Annotated in this window: 12 protein-coding genes; 2 read left to right on the plus strand and 10 right to left on the minus strand. The window is 73.4% G+C overall.

The annotated features are described in order from the left end of the window. Window positions 1-73: 73 nt before the first annotated feature. Window positions 74-2,884 carry a BTAD domain-containing putative transcriptional regulator gene (locus AB8A24_RS40225; protein ID WP_328965109.1) on the minus strand — a complete coding sequence of 937 codons (2,811 nt, stop codon included), beginning with the start codon at window positions 2,882-2,884 and terminating at the stop codon, window positions 74-76. 293 nt (window positions 2,885-3,177) lie between these two features. Between AB8A24_RS40225 and AB8A24_RS40230 the strand changes: the two genes are divergently transcribed. Continuing rightward, window positions 3,178-3,603 carry a hypothetical protein gene (locus AB8A24_RS40230; RefSeq protein ID WP_328965108.1) on the plus strand — a complete coding sequence of 142 codons (426 nt, stop codon included), beginning with the start codon at window positions 3,178-3,180 and terminating at the stop codon, window positions 3,601-3,603. 230 nt (window positions 3,604-3,833) lie between these two features. On the opposite strand, the gene AB8A24_RS40235 is transcribed toward AB8A24_RS40230, so the two are convergent. The 4 genes from AB8A24_RS40235 to AB8A24_RS40250 all read right to left on the minus strand — a co-directional run bounded on the left by AB8A24_RS40235 (window position 3,834) and on the right by AB8A24_RS40250 (window position 9,297). Then, complete coding sequence (locus tag AB8A24_RS40235) at window positions 3,834-4,259, minus strand: subtilase-type protease inhibitor (RefSeq protein WP_369478979.1); 426 nt, start codon at window positions 4,257-4,259, stop codon at window positions 3,834-3,836. A 395-nt stretch (window positions 4,260-4,654) separates the two neighbouring features. After that, complete coding sequence (locus tag AB8A24_RS40240) at window positions 4,655-6,145, minus strand: hypothetical protein (protein ID WP_328965106.1); 1,491 nt, start codon at window positions 6,143-6,145, stop codon at window positions 4,655-4,657. A gap of 255 nt (window positions 6,146-6,400) precedes the next feature. Further along, window positions 6,401-7,360 carry a hypothetical protein gene (locus tag AB8A24_RS40245; RefSeq protein WP_328965105.1) on the minus strand — a complete coding sequence of 320 codons (960 nt, stop codon included), beginning with the start codon at window positions 7,358-7,360 and terminating at the stop codon, window positions 6,401-6,403. Next, the gene (locus tag AB8A24_RS40250; RefSeq protein WP_328965104.1) at window positions 7,357-9,297 is read right to left on the minus strand and encodes an FHA domain-containing protein; all 1,941 of its coding nucleotides are present in this window, start codon (window positions 9,295-9,297) and stop codon (window positions 7,357-7,359) included. The genes AB8A24_RS40245 and AB8A24_RS40250 overlap by 4 nt, the downstream gene beginning before the upstream one ends. A gap of 241 nt (window positions 9,298-9,538) precedes the next feature. On the opposite strand from AB8A24_RS40250, the gene AB8A24_RS40255 reads away from it, so the two are divergent. Next, complete coding sequence (locus AB8A24_RS40255) at window positions 9,539-10,912, plus strand: serine/threonine-protein kinase (RefSeq protein ID WP_328966116.1); 1,374 nt, start codon at window positions 9,539-9,541, stop codon at window positions 10,910-10,912. Between the two features lie 36 nt (window positions 10,913-10,948). On the opposite strand, the gene AB8A24_RS40260 is transcribed toward AB8A24_RS40255, so the two are convergent. The 5 genes from AB8A24_RS40260 to AB8A24_RS40280 form a co-directional block, all read right to left on the minus strand. Next, window positions 10,949-11,446 carry a MarR family winged helix-turn-helix transcriptional regulator gene (locus tag AB8A24_RS40260; protein ID WP_266386495.1) on the minus strand — a complete coding sequence of 166 codons (498 nt, stop codon included), beginning with the start codon at window positions 11,444-11,446 and terminating at the stop codon, window positions 10,949-10,951. Window positions 11,447-11,479: 33 nt separating this feature from the next. Then, entirely contained in the window at window positions 11,480-15,409 is a 3,930-nt protein-coding gene (locus AB8A24_RS40265; protein WP_369478980.1) for a hypothetical protein, read from the minus strand. Between the two features lie 5 nt (window positions 15,410-15,414). After that, window positions 15,415-16,833 (minus strand): hypothetical protein, encoded by a 1,419-nt coding sequence (locus AB8A24_RS40270; RefSeq protein WP_328965102.1) that lies wholly within the window; start codon window positions 16,831-16,833, stop codon window positions 15,415-15,417. Further along, window positions 16,830-17,906 carry a hypothetical protein gene (locus tag AB8A24_RS40275; protein ID WP_369478981.1) on the minus strand — a complete coding sequence of 359 codons (1,077 nt, stop codon included), beginning with the start codon at window positions 17,904-17,906 and terminating at the stop codon, window positions 16,830-16,832. The genes AB8A24_RS40270 and AB8A24_RS40275 overlap by 4 nt, the downstream gene beginning before the upstream one ends. Before the next feature lie 55 nt (window positions 17,907-17,961). Beyond that, window positions 17,962-19,474 (minus strand): hypothetical protein (locus AB8A24_RS40280; RefSeq protein WP_369478982.1); only part of this gene is annotated, 1,513 nt, incomplete at its 5' end.

Below are 19,474 nucleotides of genomic sequence, written 5' to 3' on the forward strand. Positions count from 1 at the left end.
CTCGGGTGCCCCGACAACGCGGCGAGGTGCCGTGCCGGGCGGGCCGGGCCCGGCAAGATCCGGAAGAGACGGCCTAGGTAAGACCGGACCGGCCGGTCCTCGCGCCGGCGGCGATCCGCCGGGGCGTGGATCGGACCCCGTCCAGTGCCGCCCGCGCGGCGAGCTCGCCCTCCTCGTAGGCGTTGGCCCGGGCCTCTCGGATGGCTTCGCGGAGCTGTCGTACGGCCTCGCCGGTACGTCCGACGGCGGCCAGTGCCTCGCCGTGCAGGGTGCGCAGGACCACCCGCCGTGGGGCCGCCAGCGGAGGCGCGGCGAGCATGAGCCCGTGGGCCGCGTGTTCGGCGGCTCGGGCCGCGGCGCCGACGGACAGCAGGTGCTGGGCGAGGTGTTGGTGCGCCAGGGTGACGGTCTCGGTGAGGCCCTCCCGCTCGGCCAGGGCGAGGGCCTGGGCCAACAGGGCCCCAGGCCGCTCGCGGTCGCCGTGGCGCATGAGCGCCACGGCCAGGTTGATCCGGGCGACCGCTTCCCCGGCGACGTCCCCCGCGCGGGCCGCGAGGTCAGGGGCCCGCTCCAACCGGGTCAGGGCCTCCTCGGGCCTGCCCTCCTCGGACAGCACCCAGCCGAGCAGTGCCAACGCCCGGGACTGGGCGGCCGGATCACCGTCCAGTTCCGCGGACTCGAGGCCCTGTTCGAGCAGCGGCACCCAGCCGTCGCGGACCTGCCACACGATGAGCGGCCACTGGAGCAGGACGAGCCGCCAGGCCCGGTCGTGGAAGCCCGCCGTGACGGCGGCCTCGACCGTGGCCCGCAGGGTGCCGCGTTCGGCGGAGTACCAGGCGAGCGCGGCCGTCCGGTCGGCGAACCGGCGGATCTCGGCCGATCGCCGAGCCTCGGCCGGAGGGGCGCAACACGGTTCGCCGCCGGGCTCCGCGGCCGCGCACGCCTCGAGCAGGGTCTGTACCCAGTGGTCGAGCAGCCGCAGCAGCCCGGCGGGTTCGTGACCGGGTGCCAGGCTGCGGGCGAAGAGGCGCACCAGATCGTGCAGCACGTAGGACCGCGGGCCCGTCTCGACGACCAGCTGGGCCGCGGCCAACTGGTCGAGCGCCAGGGCGGCCTGGGGCGGCGGGCAGTCGGCGAGCGCGGCGGCGGTGCCGGTGTCGAGGGTGGCACCGGTGTGCGGGCCGAGGTGGTGGAACAGTCCGCGGGCCGGTTCGGGCAGATGCCGCAGGCTGAGGCCGAGTGCCGCGGCGACGCCGGTGTCCTCCGCCTTGAGCAGATCCAACCGGTGCTGCTCGTCGGCGAGTTCACCGGCGAAGGAGGCCAGGCCTCGGTGCGGACGGGTCGCGAGCCGAGCGGCGGCGACTCGCAGCGCGAGCGGTAGTCCGTCGCACAGGCCGGCCAAGCGGGCGGCGGCTTCCGGTTCGGCGGCCACCGACTCCGGGCCCAACACGGCGGCGAGCAGCGTGGTCGCGTCGCCGGCGGGCAGCGCGCCGACCGTCACCGGGCGGGCGGCGTCGGTGGCCACCAGGCCGTCGAGCCGGTCGCGGCTGGTGACGAGGGTGACGCACTCGTCCCCGCCGGGCAGCAACGGGCGGATCTGCTCGGAGTCGACGGCATTGTCCAGGACGACCAGCAGTCGGCGCCCGGCGGTCAGTTCGCGGTAGCGGGCCCCGACGGCGGTGGGCGAGCCCGGCATCCGCTCGACCGGGACGCCGAGCGCGAGCAGGAACTCGCGGAGCACGGCGCAGGTGTCCCGGGCCGGGGTGGGGCTGAAGCCGCACAGGTCGGCGAAGAGGGTGCCGTCGGGGAAGTCGGCGCGCCGTCGGTGCGACCAGTGCACGGCGAGCGCGGTCTTGCCGACGCCGGCAGGGCCCGTGAGCGTGACGATGGGGCCCGGCACCGCGCTCGTGACACGGTCGAGGACGGCGAGCTCGTCCTGTCGCGCGATGAAGCCCCGGGGCCGGCGGGGCAGGAGTTGGGGGGTGCCGACGGGCCCTGCGGCCACGGCGGCCTCGTGCGGCCAGGCGGTCGGCGACCCGGCCGCCGTCTCGTTGTCGGCATCGGCATCGGCATCGGCATCGGCCGGAGGCTGGGCGCCGGTGTCGATGCCGGTATCGGTATCGGTATCGACACCGGCATCGGTATCGGGGCGCAGAAGGGTGCGGTACGCGTCGGTGAGCACCGGTGCGGGGTCGACGCCGATCTCGTCGGCGAGCAGCTTCCGCGTACGGTGGAACCAGTCCAGCGCGTCCGCCTGCCGGCCCGCCCTGGCCAGGACCAGCATCAGCTGTGCCACGAGCGGCTCTCGCAGAGGGTGCGCGGTGGCCTCGGCGCGCAGCACGGACGCGGCGGCTCCGTGGTCGCCCAGCTGCCCGTACGCGCGCGCCAGCGCCTCCACGGCCGTCAGACGCAACTCCTCCAACGCGTGCGCGGGCGCCTCCAGCGGTGCGCTGTGCACGGTCCCGGCGAACGCCGGACCCTGCCACAGCCCCAGTGCCTCGCGCAGGACCGCCACGGCCTCCGCCGGGCCCGCGCTCCGCCGGACGAGCCGGAGCGACTCCTCGAACCGGTGGGCGTCCACGAGTGCTTCGGGCAGGCGCAGCCGGTACGCCGCCCCCTGGGTGAGGAGTTCCACGCCGTGCGCTTCCGCGTCGTGCTGTGCGAAGACCGCCCGGAGCCGGGAGACGTGTCCCTGCAGCACGGTGCGCGCGTGCCTCGGCGGTTCCTCGTCCCACAGTGCCTCGGTGAGTCGCTCGACGCCGACGGGCGTGTTCGAGTGGGCCAGCAGCATGGCGAGCAGGCTCCGGCGTTTGGCAGGGCCGAGCGGGAGGGGAGCCCCGTCCTTCGTCGTGACGGTGACGGGCCCCAACACGCGGAACTGCACAGACCCCACCCTTGTCGATCCGTACCGCTTCGTACCGTTCCGTCCACGTACTGACGGCCCCTGACCGAGGATAAGTCGGATTGTTCCGGCGACATGAGTACGGCCTCGGCCAATCATGGAACGCATATTCCGCCCTCGAACGCATGAATGGCGGAGCGGTGCGGACGGAGCGGTGCGGTGCGGTGCGGTGCGGTGCGGGCGGAGCGTTAGCGGGCCGTTAGAGCATCGTTGGCGGCCGGTGGAAGTGTTCGAGGCGTCGAGTCGTTCCGTCATCCCGATTGGGGAGTACACACATGACCTTGGCCATCCTCCGCCGGTCCGCCCTCGCGGTCACCACCCTCGCGCTCTCCGGTGCCGCCCTCGCCGGCGTCACCGCCGCCCCGGCGCAGGCGGCGGCGCCCGCCGCCGCTGCCGGCTTCTGTCACGTGTCCGGCCTCGGCGGTGACTACATCTGCGAGTACGGCGAGGCCTGGTTGACGTACCCGGCCGGAAACCGTCAGGTCTTCATCGTCGGCACCGATTTCGCGGTGTGGACCCGCTGGCAGTTCGCCGGCGGCTCCTGGAGCGAGTGGACCTCCATGGGCGGCACCGTGCGCAGTGGGGTCCGCATCGAGGGCAACAACACCTGGAACCCGACCATCTCGATCGTCGGCATGGACGGCGAGCGCTGGTCCCGGCACCGCCTGACCAGCGGTAGCTGGACCCCCTGGCAGAACTGACCCACGCGCCCCGGCGGGCCGCCACCCGCCGATCCCAGGGAGAGAACGGAACACCCGTGACGGGGGTGTCCCTGGCACGGCGGCAGGCGCCCCCACCCCCACCTCCCCCACGCCTGACCGCCGGGTCCGGTCGCCGCCACCCCAGGTGGCCGCCGGCCCCCGGCCATGCCCCCCGTGCCACGGCCCCCGACGCGGCAACGAGCCGCCGCGAGCCGCGACGCTCCGCCGCGTCAGAACGCGTAGAGGGCGTTGCCGTTCAGGGTCGCGGACATCACGCACGGGTTGGAGAAGGTGTGCTTCCACGAGACGCGCTCACCGTGCCAGACGCCGTCCGCGGTGACGGTGACGGGGTCGTAGTGCCGCGGGCACACCTGGCCCGGGTTCGGTGCGGCGAGCAGGCGGTCGAACTCGCCGCCGGTCTCGTTGAGGGCGTCGCACGCGGCCCTGGGGTCGGGGTGCGTGCCCTCGGCGGTGTAGGCGCAGCTGAGGACGACCGCACGCAGGGCCGTACCGGTGGCGGCGTCGTCCCCCTGGGTGACGGTGAAGACCATCGCGGAGGGTGCGTAGAGGCTCGTCGGGCTCGCCTCCGCCAGGCCCGCGGTGCCGGCGAGGCTGAGGAGAGCGGCGGCGGAGACGGTGGCTAAGCGGCGGCGCATGGCAAGGCCCACTTTCGATTCGAAGGATGTTTGGCGCGCTAGAACTTTCATGTGGCGCTCAACTGGGCATGAGCCTGCCAGGTATGAAGGTCCGTCGCACATGGGCGGTCGATTTACGGACAGTCCGTTCGGATGTCGGTCACCCGAGGGTCGATTCACGCAGCTCCCGCCGGGTGCCCGCAGGTCCGCAGCACGCGGGAGCGCGGTGCGTCACCCGGCGTGACCACGCTTCCCGCACCTGCGGCCCAGGTGGCGGCCACGCCCGGTTCACCGAACGGCCCACCAGGGTGACCGGATCGATGCGGTGGGGACCCCGCACGCCGAGACGCGGACACACCGGCCCGAACGATCCTCGGGACGCGTCCCTCCTGGCCGCCTCCGGGTGATCGGGCCGGTCAGCCGGCCTTCAGACGGCGACCGATCTCCTCCGTCATCCGGCGCTGGAGCTCCGCGAGCTGATCGTTCGTATAGCCCGTCAGGTCGCCCGGATCCCCTGGGTTCTTCGCGCCCTCCTGCTGCTTCTTCTGCTCCTCCCGCCGTTTGAGTTCCTGCTCCTCGGGCGATCCGGGCACCACGTACGCGCACCGGATGAGCGCTCCGTCGGCGGCCTTCAGGCAGGTCGCCTCACGGCCGCCCACCTGGCCCTTGCCCTCTACCCGGTAGCGGACGTTCTGCTCGCTGCCGACGGTGGCCGTCCACGTCCCGCCCCCGGTGGGTACGACCTCGAACACCTGGTCGTCGTTGTAGCAGCAGACGTCCCGGTACTCCGCCTTGATCAGGGCGACCAGCGCCTTCGGGGACGACCACGCCGGATCGAGGCGGTGGATGGTCATCGGCGCGAGCCCGCCGCCCCGGTGGCGGGTGGGCACCGTGGACACGGCCACGACCGAACTGGCCTCCCCCTGCGGCGTGAGCGGGGTGACGTACGCGCTGCGCCCGGCCTCTTCGACGTACCGCAGGGTGAACTCGGACTCGTTGCCCTCGTTGGCGCCGTCCTCGGAGGCATCCCATCCGCTGCGTTCGAACCACCAGTCGCTGAAGCCGCCCACCGCGGCGGTCCCTTCCCGCTGACGGGCGGCGAGGCTGATCGGATAGGACGGGCCGGGCACGGCGGAGGTGTCGGTGGTGAGGGTGAGCTTTCCGGTGCGCCCGTCGTAGAGCGCGACGCCGGCGGGGCGCTCGGTCACCACGAGGATCCCGGTCTGCCGCTTGAGCGGGACGACGACGACCGGTGTGCCGCCCGAGCAGGTCACGTAGGCGTCGTCGGCCTCGAACCGGACCCAGCGCTTCTCGGCCGAGATCTTCCTGCCGAGGTTGTGGGTGAACCAGCCGCTGATCCGGGCGTCCGCCGCGGACACGTCGAAGGCGCAGCGCTCCTGGCTGCGGCTCTCGCCGCCGAGCGGGACGTCCTGCACGAGGCCGACCTCGTACCCGGCCAGCCAGCCGCGGCGCTCCACCAGCGTGGCGAACCGGTCCGAGTCGGGGAGGTAGGTGATGTCGGAGATCTCGCCGGTGACATCGCCCAGGTGCGGGGCGGCCTGCGCCTTGCCGGCCACGTACGGCACCCGGGCCGCCAACGCCGGTACGGGCTCGGTCACGACCTGCGCGGTGGCCATGTACGCACGGTCCTGCAGGTACGAGCCGTACACGAGCCAGCCGACGGTGAGGCCCAACCCCACGACGGCGCCCAGGCACCCGAGGGTGACGGCCGCGTTCCCGGTGCCCGCGCCGCGCCCGGCCCGGCGCCGCAGCCATCCCACCACCAACACGCCCACCAGGGTGGCCGCGGCGGCCAGCAGGGGCAGGGCGAACCAGGAGACGAGCTTGCGCAACTCCCACACCACGATCGTGGTGTAGTACGAGGCGTACCAGAGTACGAACCCCACCGGCAGAACCACGAACCCCACGCGCAGTGCCCGACCCATCAGCGCCCCCGCCCCCTCGGCCCCACGTCCGTGCGTCCGATTCTCCACCCCGGACCGGAGCGTGTCACCGGGTTACGCGGACGCGGCCTCGGGCCCGCCGGCGGCAGCGGGCCGGGGTAGGGCTGCGGCGATCTCCCGTACGCGGTCCAGGGTGAATCCGTGGTCAGTGGTCAGTGGTCAGTGGTCAGTGGTCATGCCGGGGAGGGTAGAGGGCGGCTACGACGATCCGACCGTCGGGCGGGACCGGCGGACGGGACGGCCGTCGGGGCCTTCGGTGAGCCAGGAACCGTCACCCAGAGGTACCCCCTCGTACGGGTTGCTCACGTCGAGGTCGATCTCGCCGAGGAGCGCGCCGGTGTGCACGTCGACGAGGTGGTGGCGGAACCACTCCTCCTCGTCCTCGCGTTCACCGCCCAGGGTGACGACGGCCGTGTCCGGGGTCAGGTAGCCGCCGCTCCATTCCACGTACGTGTCGTCCGGGTCGTACCCGAAGGCGTCGACGGACAGGGTGAACAGCACGTCCCCGCTGGGGTGGTCGTGGAAGGCGACGTCCCCCTGTTCGTGGTCGACGGTCATGAACTGCCGCCCGCCCGGCGCCAGGTCGATCAGGCAGCGGTCCGGCCACGGGTACGTCACGAACTGCGGCGCGCCGTCGGCGCCGATCACACCTCTGACGACGACGGCCCCGTCCTGGCCCTCACCGATGGTGAGGTACACACTGCCGTCGGCCGGGTGCGCGTGGTGGAGACCACCGTGCCCGACGGTCTCCAACTCCCGGCGGGCGAGGACCTCCCCGCTGTCGGCGTCGTACACGACCCACTGGTCCGCGACCCGGCGCTGCGCCATCACGTCCGGCCGGTAGACCCACACGGTGCGGCCGTCCTGGGACAGCGAACAGCCGGGCTGATGGCCGTGACGCACTTCCGAGTGCGGCGCGAAGGCCGACACCCACACCGGGTCGCCGGAGCGCGTGAGACAGACGACCTCGTTCAGCGTGGTGTACACGACCCGCTCGAGATCGGGCCGCACCACGGACTCCTCTACCGCGTCGCCGGCGCGCGGCCGGAACACCACGGCGGGCTCCAGCGGTCCGAAGGTGTCGGGGTCCACCACGTAGGCGTGGATCAGCCCGTCATGGTGGCGCGTGATGACCTTCGAAGGCCGCCCAGGGTTCATCCACCGAGACTAACCCCCAGCTCAGCCCGGCCGACGGCCGGGACCGGGAGACTTCGGGGGTCGACCGGCCGGGGGACGAAGACCGGGGAGTCCGACTGGTAGAAGAGGTCGATGTCGGCCTCCTCCCCGCCGACGATCAGAGTGTCCCAGGCGCCGCTCTCCCGCAGGGTCCGCAGGGTGGCGGGGGCGATCGAGGTCAGGTGGGCGCGGAGTTCACCGTCCGTGGGCAGGCCGGGCAGCCGGGACCCCAACCGGTCGCGGATCCCGGCCATCCGCTCCAGCAGCGCGTCCAGGTCGCTCCCGTCCGCGCCGCCGGCGCCCGGACCGGCCTCCGCGCTGCTCGCGATGACGTCCCGGATGGCGCGGGTGACGCCCTGGTCGTCGGTGGTCACCATGGCGTTCCAGGCCCGGCTCTTGTGCCGGTACTGGAGCATGGACATGGCGGCCTCGTGCCGGATGAAGTCGGCGTCCCGCAGCGGCTTGCCCTGCCAGGCGCGGCTGAGCGAACGGGCCAGTGAAGTGGCCGAGGCGAGACCGCTGTTGAGGCCTCGGCCCGGCCAGAAGTGGATGGCGTTGGCGGCGTCGCCCAGCAGGAAGCCGAAGGTGCCGGGGCTGGTCGCGGTCGGCCGGTGCAGCTGCGCCGTGAACCGCGGGCGCTGCACCATGTCCAGTCGGAACGAGGTGATCGCCGACAGGTCGTCCTCGGCCACCCCGAAGAGGCGCAGGCCCTGCCGGATCTCCTTCCACAGCGGGGAGCCACGCAGCAGGGCGGGCAGGAAGAGGGTGCCGTGCGTGGGGCAGCGGAACTCGTTGTCCTCCTCCTGCCGGCTCATCAGGCAGGGGCGGGCGGCGATGCACTCCTCGAAGACCTGGCGGACCGGGTCGATGCCGATGACGTTCCTGGCCTCCTCCCGGGTGAGCCGCATGTTCAGGAACCCCTCGCCGCGCAGCGAGTTGAGCAGGAAGCGGTTCTGCGACACCGTGAGCAGCACGCTCATCGGGTCCGGCAGCTTCGACTTGACCCGCAGCCCCAGCACGACGTCCTGAAGGTGCTCGCCGTCGAGGGAGTAGATCGAGGCGTCGGCCGTGCCGAAGCGGTCGGCGTAGTGCTCGCGGGTGCGGGAGCGTCCGCCCTCGCAGACCACGAGGACGTGTTCCTGCGTGAGCCGGTTCTGCCGCTCCGTCACGTCGAAGCGTTCGGGGACGAGGCGGATGGCCGGCCGCCGGTTCGCCAGGTCCAGCAGCCGGTCCTCGATGTGGGCGATCCGGATGTTGCGGGGCGGGTGGCCGTCGACCGAGTCCGGCCCGACGGGCCACATCTCGGAGTAGGCGCCGACGTCGTCGAACAGTGCGCCGAGGACCTCTTCGGACAGGGCGAGGTACTGGCGGCTCTGGACGGTCACGACCTGTTGGCGGCGGAAATTGCCCTGGGTCTCGTCCTTCCAGACGATCGCGGAGCCCTTCCTGGTCCAGCGCCCGTCGTAGAGGGTGATGGCGGTCCGGCCGGGCAGCATCTCGTCGAGCGCCAGGGCGAAGGCGAGGCCCACCGGGCCGCCGCCGGTGATGGTGACCCGCAGCACGCCGGGGTCGGCCGTGCTCACCCGGGGGACGTCCAGGAGGGAGAGGTCCATGACCGTCTCCATGGCGTCCTGCGCCTCGTAGAGGAACGTTTCGTCACCGATCCGGATGCAGTCGTTCGGGCGCAGTACGTGCCGGGTGACGCGCCGGTCGTTGACGAACGTGCCGTTGCGGCTGTCCCGGTCGTAGAGGACGAACCCGGGGTCCTCCGCGAGGATCTCGGCGTGCAGCCGGGAGGCGTTGGCGCTCACGATCACGACGCCGCTGTCGCTCTTGCGCCCGAAACTGAGGGGCTCGCCGCCCAGGACCACGCTCTGTCCGGCGAACGGACCCGTGCGCCCCACGATGACCGATGGCACTCCACACCCCTTGAAGACGATGTCGTTGATTTCCCGTACGCCGACAACACGTCATCGAGAAGGTGTTCGGTTCAACCATTTCTTGGAATCTTTCGAGTCCCTCTGAACCGGGGGCCCGGTCCGTACGTGATGTTCGCGTCGGCCGGCGCCAAGAAGGAGAACCGCCCCCATGTACAACGAGGAAAACGAGACCGTGACGGAGACCGCGTTCACGGCCACCACCGCAGGTGCGGCCGCAGGCATGGACGCGGCGGGCGGGGAGCGGCTGATCGCGGGCCGCTACCGGTTGCTGTCCCGGCTCGGCGAAGGCGGTATGGGCACCGTGTGGCGGGCCCTCGACGAGACCCTGTACCGGGAGGTCGCGGTCAAGGAGGTACGGGCTCCGGCCGGGCTGCAGGCCGGTGACATCACGCGGATGTACAGCCGGCTGGAGCGGGAGGCGTGGGCTGCGGCCCGCATACCCGACCGCAACGTGGTCACGATCCACGACGTGGTCATGGAGGACGACCGGCCGTGGGTCGTGATGGAGCTGATCCGCGGACGGTCGCTCGCCGATCTGCTGCGGGCCGAGGGCCCGCTCACACCCCGGCACGCCGCGCACATCGGTGGGGAGGTGTTGAGCGCGCTGCGCGCCGCGCACGCCGTCGGGGTGGAGCACCGGGACGTGAAGCCGGCGAACGTCCTGCTCTCCGAGGACGGGCGGGTCGTGCTCAGCGACTTCGGCATCGCGATGGTCGAGGGCAGCACCGCCCTGACCATGACCGGCGAGCTGGTCGGCTCCCCCGAGTACCTGCCGCCGGAGCGGGCACTGGGCCGCCCCTCGGGCCCCGAGTCCGACCTGTGGTCCCTCGGTGTCCTGCTGTACGCGGCCGTGGAGGGGATCTCCCCCTTCCGGCACGACACCGCGCTGAGCACCCTGCGGGCGGTCGTGGACGAGGAACCGCCGGTGCCCACCCGCGCCGGACCGCTGGCCCCGGTCATCGCCGGTCTGCTCCGCAAGGAGCCCGCGGAGCGGACCCCTTCCGCCGAAGCCGCGGAGGCCCTGCGGGACATCGCGCACCCGGACGCCACCACGACCGCCGGCGCCCGCGTCCTGGCGGACCCCGCCGCACCCGCCACGGCACGGGCCCTTGCGGAGCCCGGGGCCGCGGCGCCCGCCGCCCCGCCCCGCAGGCGCCGTACGGCGGCCTTCGTCGCGGCCGGCGTGGCCGCCTGCGTACTGATCGGCGGCGGGATCGCCTACGCGCTGAACGGCGACGACGGGAACACCGGAACCGATCCGGGCGTACGGATGTCGGTGGCGGGCACGAACACGACCTACACCGGCGGCTGTCCGATCCCCGAAGGCCGGGCCCCGGCGTTCATCGCGACCTTCACCGCGTCGGAGCCGACGCTGATCTCCTACCGCTGGGTCTCCGGTGACGGCTCCGTGGTGGATCCGCACTGGCGCACCCTGTCGATCGGGGACAAGGCCGAGCCGACGAAGCGCGACACCGTACGCCTGACGGCCTACGCGAAGTCGGGCACCCTGACGACGGGGATGGCCGTGGAACTCCAGAGCCCCATCCGCGTCACCTCCAACCCGGTCCCCTTCTCGATCACCTGCACCGGCTGAACCCCGCGCGGGCCCGACCGGAGCCGGTCGGGGCCCTCACGAAGCCTCGGACTCCGCCCGCTCGACGTTGGCGACCATCCTGCGCAGCACCTTGAGGGCCGCCACGTACTCCTCGTCGCCGATGCCCTGGTGGACCACGGCACGCTGCTCGGTCACCAGCTGCCGAAGCCGCGCCCTGGCGGCTTGCCCGGCCTCGGTGAGGTGCAGGCGCCCGCGGTCGTCGGTCGAGAGCCACCCGCGGTGGAGCAGCTGGTCCACGACCCGGGCGATCTCGTGCGGTCCTTCCGCCAAAGGGGTCAGTTGGGTGATGACCTCTTCCCGGGCGGGTGCGGGAAGCCCGCTGTTGACCCGGTTGAGGACCCAGTACTGCGGCTGTGTCACATCGATCCGGGCCATGGCGTCCCGCAGCTGCCGGGTGACGGCCGTGTGGGCCAGGCCGCTCCAGTAGCCGATGGGCTGGGTGGCCAACATGTCGTCGGTGGCGGCCGGATCGGCCGGCGCCTGGTCGGTGGTGGTGCCGGTCAACGGTTTCATCATCACGACGCTACACACCCCCGGGCGCCGACCTCACCGGCGGTCGGATCCCGGACAGGCCGGCTCCCAGGTGGCTCCCTCGGCGACGGCGTCGAGTTCGGCCCGGGTGAGGCCGCCACCGACCGCCGCACAGGCTGCGGCCCGTGGATCGCGGGCGGCCGTCACCGCCTCGGTGACGTCCCGTACGACGAGAACCGGCGAGCCGAGCAGGAGACGGCCCGGCGGGAGGGCGAACGCCCACGGGTGCTCGGCGAAGCCGTCGTGCCCGAGCGCCACCGGCTCCATGCCAGGTCGTACGAGCCAGGTGGTGAAGTCCCGGAATCCGGAGGTGGTGGCGAGCGCGCCCCAGGCCCCTTGCACCAACACGTCCATGGCGTGGGCCCCCTTGGGCATCGGGAGGTCGTCGAGAGGCTCGGCCTTGCCCTTGCCCGAATCGGACAACCGCCAACCATGGGCCCCGGACCGGAGGATGCTCCCGTCCTCGCTGAAGAGGAGGCCACCCCCCGAGGTCGTGCCGGGGATGGTCTGCGTCCGGCGGGCCTGACCCGCGGCGGAAAGGTCCCACACGCTCAGCCCCGTCCGTCCGCCGTCCAGGGCCAGCGTCCGCCCGTCGGGGGACAGCGCCGCGCCGCCCTCGGTGTCGGTGTCGGATCCGGTCTCCGTGCCGGACTCGGACACCACGCCGGAGTCGAGGTCCAGGACGGAGTCGGAGCCGGAGCCGGAGTCCAGGCCTGGGCCAGGGGTCGTCGTCTCGTACTCCTCCGGGCCGGCTCCGTCGCCCGGGATCGCGCCCGGCTCCGGCATGCCCGTCCCCGGGACCTGCTGCTCGTCCACCGTGGGGGTTGAGGTGCCGGACATGAGCCGCTGGAACGGCGAAGCGTGGCTCCCGTCGCCGTCGACCCGCCAGACCAGCGCCTCGGAATTGCCACCGCGCACCGCCACCACGGTCTTCCCCTCCGGGCCGACCAGCAGGGAGGCGATGCCCCCGGTCGTGTGTCCCGTTCCGGACCCGCTCGGGCTTCCGCTGTCCGCCGCGATGTCCGCGGGCAGCGGGAACGTGGCCTCCAGTCGGCGCGGCCGGGCCCGGTCGCTCACGTCCCACAGCGACAGCTCACCGTGATCGAACACGGCCATGCGGGTGGCGTCCTGATCGATCCCCAACAGGTCGGCAGGGGTCTCCAGAGTGCCGAGCCGCCGGAAGGGTGGGCCGGCCGCGGTGTCGAAGAGGACGGTCTCCAGTTCCTGTTTCGTGGTGCCTTCGACGAGCTGGGTCACGGCCAGGACCGATGTCCGTGGGGCGTACGCCACTGCGGCCATCTTGTAGCTCGTGAGGGGCGCCGGGGCCGCCGAGGGGGTCTGGGTGGACACGTCCCAGAACCGCACCGCACCGTCGTCGCCGCCGAGCGCCAGCCGCTTCCCGTCCGGGCTGTAGGCGATCGGCGGTACGAGGTCGACGGCCGACGGGGGCTTCGCGGCGGCCGTCGCGCCCTTCGTCATGCGCAGCACGACCTCGCTGCCGAGCAGGATCACCCCGGAGTCGTCCCGCGCCGCGGCGCTCCCGCGCGGCCCGGGCACCACCCAGCTCGACCCACGGAGGACCGTTTCGAGCCGGTATCCGGGGCCGGTCCGCTCCGGGTAGATGTTCCAGACGTCGATGAACCGGTTGCCGGCGCCCGCTCCCGCCGCGAGGGGGTGCGTGGTGGCGGTGTAGAGGCTGTAGTCGTCCGTGCCGTGGAAGGCGACTCCTTCGGTGGGGTTGATCTGTCCGCCGCCGCGCGGGTCGTCGGCGCCGGTGGAACGGACCGGTTCGATCGTGACGGTCACCGGGAGCGCGGCGGCCTGTGTGTCGTGCACCTGGATGTTGCGGTCGTCGGCGACGGCGACCCGGTTGCCGGAGGCGTTGACCGCGAGGCCGACGAGGTCGTTGTCCGCTGTGGGGGTGTAGGCGGCCATCTGCCTCTTCTTCCGGGGCGTGGCGGGGTTCGTGACGTCGTACACGGTGAGGGCCTCCGGGGCGGCCGAGTCGCCGGCGGCCGGCGGGGTGAGCGGCCCGAGGGTGGCCAGGGTACGGCCGTCACCGCTGACGGCGGCCTGCAGCACCTGTCCGCCGCCCGGCAGTTCCGCGAGCCGCTGCGGCTTCGCCGGGTCCGCGAAGCTCCATACCTCGGCCCGGAGGTCGGCGGTCCCGATGAGCACGGCCGCTCCCCCGGGAGTGGTCAGCGGCAGCAGGACCGGCTGTACCTCGCGCTGCGGCTTGCGGGCGTTGGTTCCGGACGGCACCGGAAGGGTGGCCACCGTGGCACGGGACGCCGCGTCCCGGACGGTGATCCGGTCCGCGTCCCGGCTGAGCAGGGTACGGCCGCCTCCCGTGTAGCCGAGCACCGTCGGCCCGGGGGTGCCCACCACCGGCGGTACCTCGCCGCGGTAGCGGGTCTCCAGCAGGATGCGCAGCATGGCGTTTTCGGAGGCGTCGCCCGGGCTCATGCGGTGTGCGGACAGGGCCAGCCGCAGGGCGCGGCCCGGATCGGAATCCTGGACGGCAGTGGCTTCATTGAGGAGGGACCGCGCCTGCTTCTCGCGTTTCTCCGCCGCGGTCCTCTCCGCCTGGCGGTGGGCGACGAACGCGAACACGAGGGCCACGGAGAGCAGGAGGGCGAGGGCCTGCCCGCCGAGGACCTTCCAACTGAACGTGCTGGCCTTACGCCGGGCCTTCGGCACATCGGAGGCGGCGGCGATCTGCATCGGTTCACCGGGGAGCTCGCCGGCCACCCCGCGTGCCTCGCGCCCGTCCGACTCGGCGACGACGACCACCCCGAGGTCGTGCGCGGCTCTCAGTTTGGCGCGGAACCCGGAGACGGAGACCAGCTCGCCGTCGTCCGTGACGTCCGCCGTGACGGAGTTGCTCGCCCTGACCCGGCGGTAAAAAAGGGCCCGGCGACCGAGGGCGGTGCACCACAGCCCGACGTCGCCCCGGCGCAGGGCCGGCTGCCGGACGCGTACGGTCTCGGCGAGCAGCACCCCGAAGGCCGCGCCGAGGGACGGTCCCGCGATCCGGTAGGGCACCGAGCCCTTGGTGGCACCCGTCTCGCCCGCGAGCGTGAACCCCTGCAGGGACCACAGCACGGTTCCCGACAGCCGCCGCCCGGACGCGTTCCAGGCCCGGGACATGGCCGCGGCGTACTTGTGGTCGGCGGTGAACAGCGGCATGGTCTCGGGGTCGGGCACCAGGCCACGGGGCCCGCCCGGCAGCAGGGTCAGGGCGAGTCGCCCGGAGGCGCCCACGCCCTGATGGTCGAACAGGACGCGCACCGCCACCGGCTTCCTGGCGGAGCCGGGGAGCCGGCCCAACGCAAGCCGGCACAGGGCCAGGGCCGCGGCCAGCACCGGTCCCGTACGAACGGCGTCCCCCGCCGCGGCCGCGAGCCGGTCCAGGGAGCGCCGGAGTCGCTCGTCGCCGTGGGCGAGATCGGCCGGGTCCCAGGTCGCGGTCTCGAGGTCCGCGGTGGCTCCGGCGCCCCGGTACCAGGCCAGGGCGACCGCCAGGCGGGCCTCGTCCGCCTCGGGGTCGAGGAGGTCGAGCGCGAGTGCGGCTTGGACCCGTACCGCGTCGAGGACCGGCTTCGGCTTCCCCGGATCGAACACCGCGTGGCCGGAGGCCGTGCGCAGGCCATCGGTCAGGGAGTCGTCGTACCCGTCTACTTTGATCTTGCCCAGGGCGTCATGGAAGGCGGTGGCCTTCCCGGTGTACAGGATGCCCAGGGCAGCCGTGTCGGACCGTTCGACCAAGCGGGAGAGCCAGGCGACCGACGCACCCGGGTTCTCGGCCATCGTCCTGCGTAATGCTCCGACCTCCCCGGGGGTCTGACGCGCGGAGGTGAGGGCGGTGTCCAACGCATCGAGCGTTCCGCTCCGGCCCCGGCCGCGGCCGACGGCGGTCATGGTCTCGTCCTTCATCATCGTCATCCCGTTCAGGCTCCTTCCGCAGCGCGGCGTACGGGGTGGCCGGCGGGAAGCCGGTCGAGCAGTTCGCGCCAGTTGTCCTCGTCGGAGTCCCGCACCTGGCAGGCCAGCGTGCTCCGCACGGCCTCGGGGTCCAGGAACGGCAGGTCGGCAAGGCCGAGCGGCGGACCGGCCTGGTCCGCGGTGACCACGGCCTCCGCCACGGCCGTCATCTCCAGGTCGCCGGACAGGCGGTCGTCGAAGGGCATCAGCAGGACGTACAGGTCGCTGCCTTCGACGGCGCCGGTGACGTGGACGGGCAGCAGCAGCACCTCGTCGTAGCCCCGGGCCAGCAGCGCCGCATCGGCGGTGTCGAGGGGGGCGGAGACCGCGACGTAGAGACCGCCGTCGTCCTGGACGGTCAGGGTGAGGGTGAACGCCGAACGCAGCACCTCGTCCTCGGCCGAGTCGGCTCCGCCCGCCGCGGCGGGTGCGAACCCGTTCCTTACCGAGGCCGGCCTGCCGTAGTCCAGCCGGTGCCACACGACGTCCGCGCTCCGGGCCCCGGCGCTCCCGCCCCCGGGGCCGGCGAAGGCCCCGGCGAGTCGTTCCGCCGCGAGTGCCGCCGTGGCGGACAGGAAGGCGTCGCCGCGGGCGATCGCGTCCAGCAGCAGGATCAGCCGCTCCCGGGTCGGTCGTGGGATCCGGCCGGTGGCGGCCCCCGCGAGGCGTGCGCACAGGGCGGTCGTCGCGACCCGTCGGCGCCGCAGGTCGGACGCGCGCAGGGCGGAGCCGAGTTGTTCCAGAGCGGCGGTGAACCGGGACCCGGCGGGCGCGAAGTAGTGCCGCAGCCGTACGGGGCGGTTCGCGGGGGCGTCGCCCTCCGCCGGTCCGGACGCGTCCAGGGCCGCGGTCACCTCGTCCGCGAGCCGGTCCACGCGCTCCCACGGCAGCACGTGGAAGCAGTCGGGTTCGGGCCGGCCCTCGGCCGCGAGGCGGTCCAGCAGGCTGTAGCGCAGACCGGGGTGGGCCGCGGCGAGGAGGGCCTGTTCGGTCGGCTCCAGCCGCTCGGCCGGCCAGCGCCGTTCGATCGCGGCGACGGCCTCGGCCGTGGCGGGGTCGGCGGGCAACGGCTGCCCGAGGTCGTCGAGTTCCAGGACGGCCTCGCCGGTGGCGGGCTCGATCAGTGCGAGGGCGTGGCCGCCGTCGGCCAGCGGCAGCGAGCCGCGCTCCCAGCCGGTGCGGAAGCGGTCCAGGCTTCGGGCGTCGGCGCGCTCGTCGCCCTCGTTGACGGGGCCGTGGGCGACCCAGAACGGTCCCGGTGCGGACGCGCGGGTGCCGCCGTTGCCTCGGACCTGGCCGGGGATCGGCGTGGTGTCGCCGGGGTGCGGCCCGGTGGGACGGGCGTCCCGGACCCAGGTGGTCAGTGGCCGGTGCACGGCGGTCATGCGCGGGCCTCCGCGGTGAGTCGGTCGACCAGTGCCACGGCGGCGGGGCCGAGGAGCCCGGCGATCTCCAGGGCCCGGTGCAGGCCTTCGTCGGGGACGCAACTGCGCCAGGAGTGCCGCAGCGCCCTCCAGTCGGACTCGCCGAGGTGGTCGGGCAGGTCGGCGGGGAGTTCGGCGGCCCAGTCCCGAAGGTGGGTGATGTCCGCGTCCGGGTAGCGGAAGACGAACTTGATGAAGCGGAGCAGCACCAGGGCGCTCCGTCCGGCGGGCCGCTCGGTGTTGCGGCTGGCGAGCACGCGCGGCCGGGCCCGCAGGTGGGCGACGCCCTCTCCGGTGGGGTCGACGAGCAGCCGCCTGCCGTGGTCGTAGTAGAGGCTGTTGACGGTCAGGTCGCGGGAGGTGACGTCGTCGGTCAGGCTGCCGCCGTAGGCGGGGAAGGGGAAGTCGGTCACGGCGAGCGCCTTGTACTCCAGGATGCGGGAGCCGCCGCCCTGTTCGGGCCGCGACAGGTGGACCACGAGGCTGGGCCGGCTCATCCGTGCCCGGTAGTCGCCGAGTCCGGCGTCCACGGACAGGTCGTCGATCTCCTGGCGCAGCTCCAGGGGCGGGAGTGTCCCGGCAAAGTCCAGGTCGTTGGGCTCGGCCTCGGGGCCCACGTCCACCAGGTCCCGCACAGCGCCTCCGATCAGCCAGAAGTGGTGTCCGCGCTCCGGTAACCGCTCCATCAGCAGACGGACGAAGGCGCCCTCGGCTCCGGACCCGTCCAGGCACCCGTCGACCGCGTCCCCGATTCCCGGCGCGTCCTCCTCGGCCGGGCGGAAGGCCTCCGAGAGGCAGGGGTCGGCCGGGCCCGGTCCCTGGAACTCGATCCGCAGGTCCGCCCGGCCCGGTCCGCCCTCGGGGGGCTCCGGCGCCTCCCGGTCGCGCTCCCGCAGCAACACCTCGCGGAGCCCGTCGGTCACCGCCATCCCCAGCAGCGGTTCGTCGTCGGCCAGATCGCCGCGTACGGGCGTGCCGTCCTGCGCGCGCCGGTACATCTGCGACGGTTCCTTCGTGTCGTTCTCGTCGGGCAAGGTTCCTCCCCTGTTCTGCCCCTGTTCCACCGTGCTCACTTCCCCACCGTGTGCCTCAGCTGCCCGACAGGGACCTGCCCAGTCCCAGTCCCACCGCCGAGGCGAGCACCCACCCGATGCCGACCAGTGCGTAGCCGAACCACTGGGTGGCGCCCGCCGGTTGGAAGGCGGTCTCCTGGCCGAGGTTCACCAGCGGCAGGAGGAGGTCCAGTGTGTAGGCCGCCGCCTGGAAGCGCGGGGCTTTCTCCGGTTCCAGTGCGGTCGGCGGTACGGACCCGAAGACGACGGTGCCGAGCACGACCAGGGCGGCCAGCCAGCCCAGGGCCCGCCACGGCCGGAAGCCGTAGCCGACCGTCACCTGCAGTACGCCCTCCCACCAGCGGATCGGTCCGGACAGCGCGGCGCGGTGGCGGCGCTGGGCGGCGTAGCGGACCTTGCGGGCGTCCAGCGGGCGGCCGAGGGCCGTGTAGTGCTGGGCGAGTTGCTCGTACGGCTGTGCGGTGGCCTCGGCCGACGGGTCGCGGGTGAGCCAGCCCAGCCGTTCGGCGGCGGGCAGGACGGGGTGCAGGGCGCGGTAGGACAGTCCGGCGAGGCCGGCACGCGCGGGCCAGTGGGCGGGGCCGTCGAGCAGGACTCCCACCGCGCCCTGGTCCAGGTTCAGCTCGTCGGCGCGGTCGACGCGCAGGTCGAGGGTGTCGCGTACGTGGATCCCGGCGGCCGAGACGGTGCCGCGGGTGACGGTGAGGCCGTGCAGGCTCACGTCGGACGCGGACAGCCGGTCCAGGGCGAGCGCGGTCAGTCCGCCGGGGTGGCCGATCCGGGCTCCCGAGAGGTCGAGGCGGGTGCGCAGTTCGGCCCCGGTCAGGCGGACCTCGCCGGCGGCGGTGAACGGCGCCGTGCACCACACCGCACCGCGTACGGTCGCCCCCGAGGCGCCGAGCGCGATGCCGTCGGGGTGGGTGAGGCGGGCGCCGGTCAGCTGGACGCTGCCCGCGACGTCCGCGTTGAACATCCGCAGCGCTCCGTCGACCACCAGCCGGCGGGCCAGCAGCCGGTCCCCGAGCACCGACCGGTCCAGGACGAGCGCGTCGCCGCCGGGCGCGCGGACCGCGGCGTCGTCGAGCCGTACGGGCCCCACCACCCGGATCCCCGCCAGGAACACCACCCCGGACGCCGCCGTCCCCGCGAGGTCCAGGCCTCCGGCGACGACCATGCCCTCCGCGGCCAGTGCCCTGCCGTCGGCCCCCGGTCCCAACGTGCTGCCGGTCAGTACCACGTCGGTCTCCGCCCGTACCCGCTCCAGCCGTACGCCGCCCGGGATCGTGCAGCCCCGCAGCTCCAGCGGGCCCTGCACCCGTATCCGGTCCGCGTGCACGGCGGGCAGGCGGCACCGGGTCAGGGCGAGGCCGGGCAGCAGGGCGTCGGCGCACACGAGCGGCTCGTCGAACTCGCAGTCCTCGAAGCGGATCCGGAGGATCTCCGGGGCCACTCCGCCCCCCGTCAGGTCGAGCCGTCCGACCACGCGCGCGCCGCGCAGCCGCAGGGCGGGCGCCCCGTCCCGCCCCGCG

The sequence above is a fragment of the Streptomyces sp. BF23-19 genome (assembly GCF_041106355.1).
Classification (GTDB): domain Bacteria; phylum Actinomycetota; class Actinomycetes; order Streptomycetales; family Streptomycetaceae; genus Streptomyces; species Streptomyces virginiae_A.

Bases quoted from the DNA above. Each gene is read 5' to 3' on its own strand.
- AB8A24_RS40230 (WP_328965108.1), top strand. From the start codon at position 3,178: ATGACCTTGGCCATCCTCCGCCGGTCCGCCCTCGCGGTCACCACCCTC.
- AB8A24_RS40235 (WP_369478979.1), bottom strand. From the start codon at position 4,259: ATGCGCCGCCGCTTAGCCACCGTCTCCGCCGCCGCTCTCCTCAGCCTC.
- AB8A24_RS40245 (WP_328965105.1), bottom strand. From the start codon at position 7,360: ATGAACCCTGGGCGGCCTTCGAAGGTCATCACGCGCCACCATGACGGG.
- AB8A24_RS40255 (WP_328966116.1), top strand. From the start codon at position 9,539: ATGGACGCGGCGGGCGGGGAGCGGCTGATCGCGGGCCGCTACCGGTTG.
- AB8A24_RS40260 (WP_266386495.1), bottom strand. From the start codon at position 11,446: ATGAAACCGTTGACCGGCACCACCACCGACCAGGCGCCGGCCGATCCG.
- AB8A24_RS40265 (WP_369478980.1), bottom strand. From the start codon at position 15,409: ATGACGATGATGAAGGACGAGACCATGACCGCCGTCGGCCGCGGCCGG.
- AB8A24_RS40270 (WP_328965102.1), bottom strand. From the start codon at position 16,833: ATGACCGCCGTGCACCGGCCACTGACCACCTGGGTCCGGGACGCCCGT.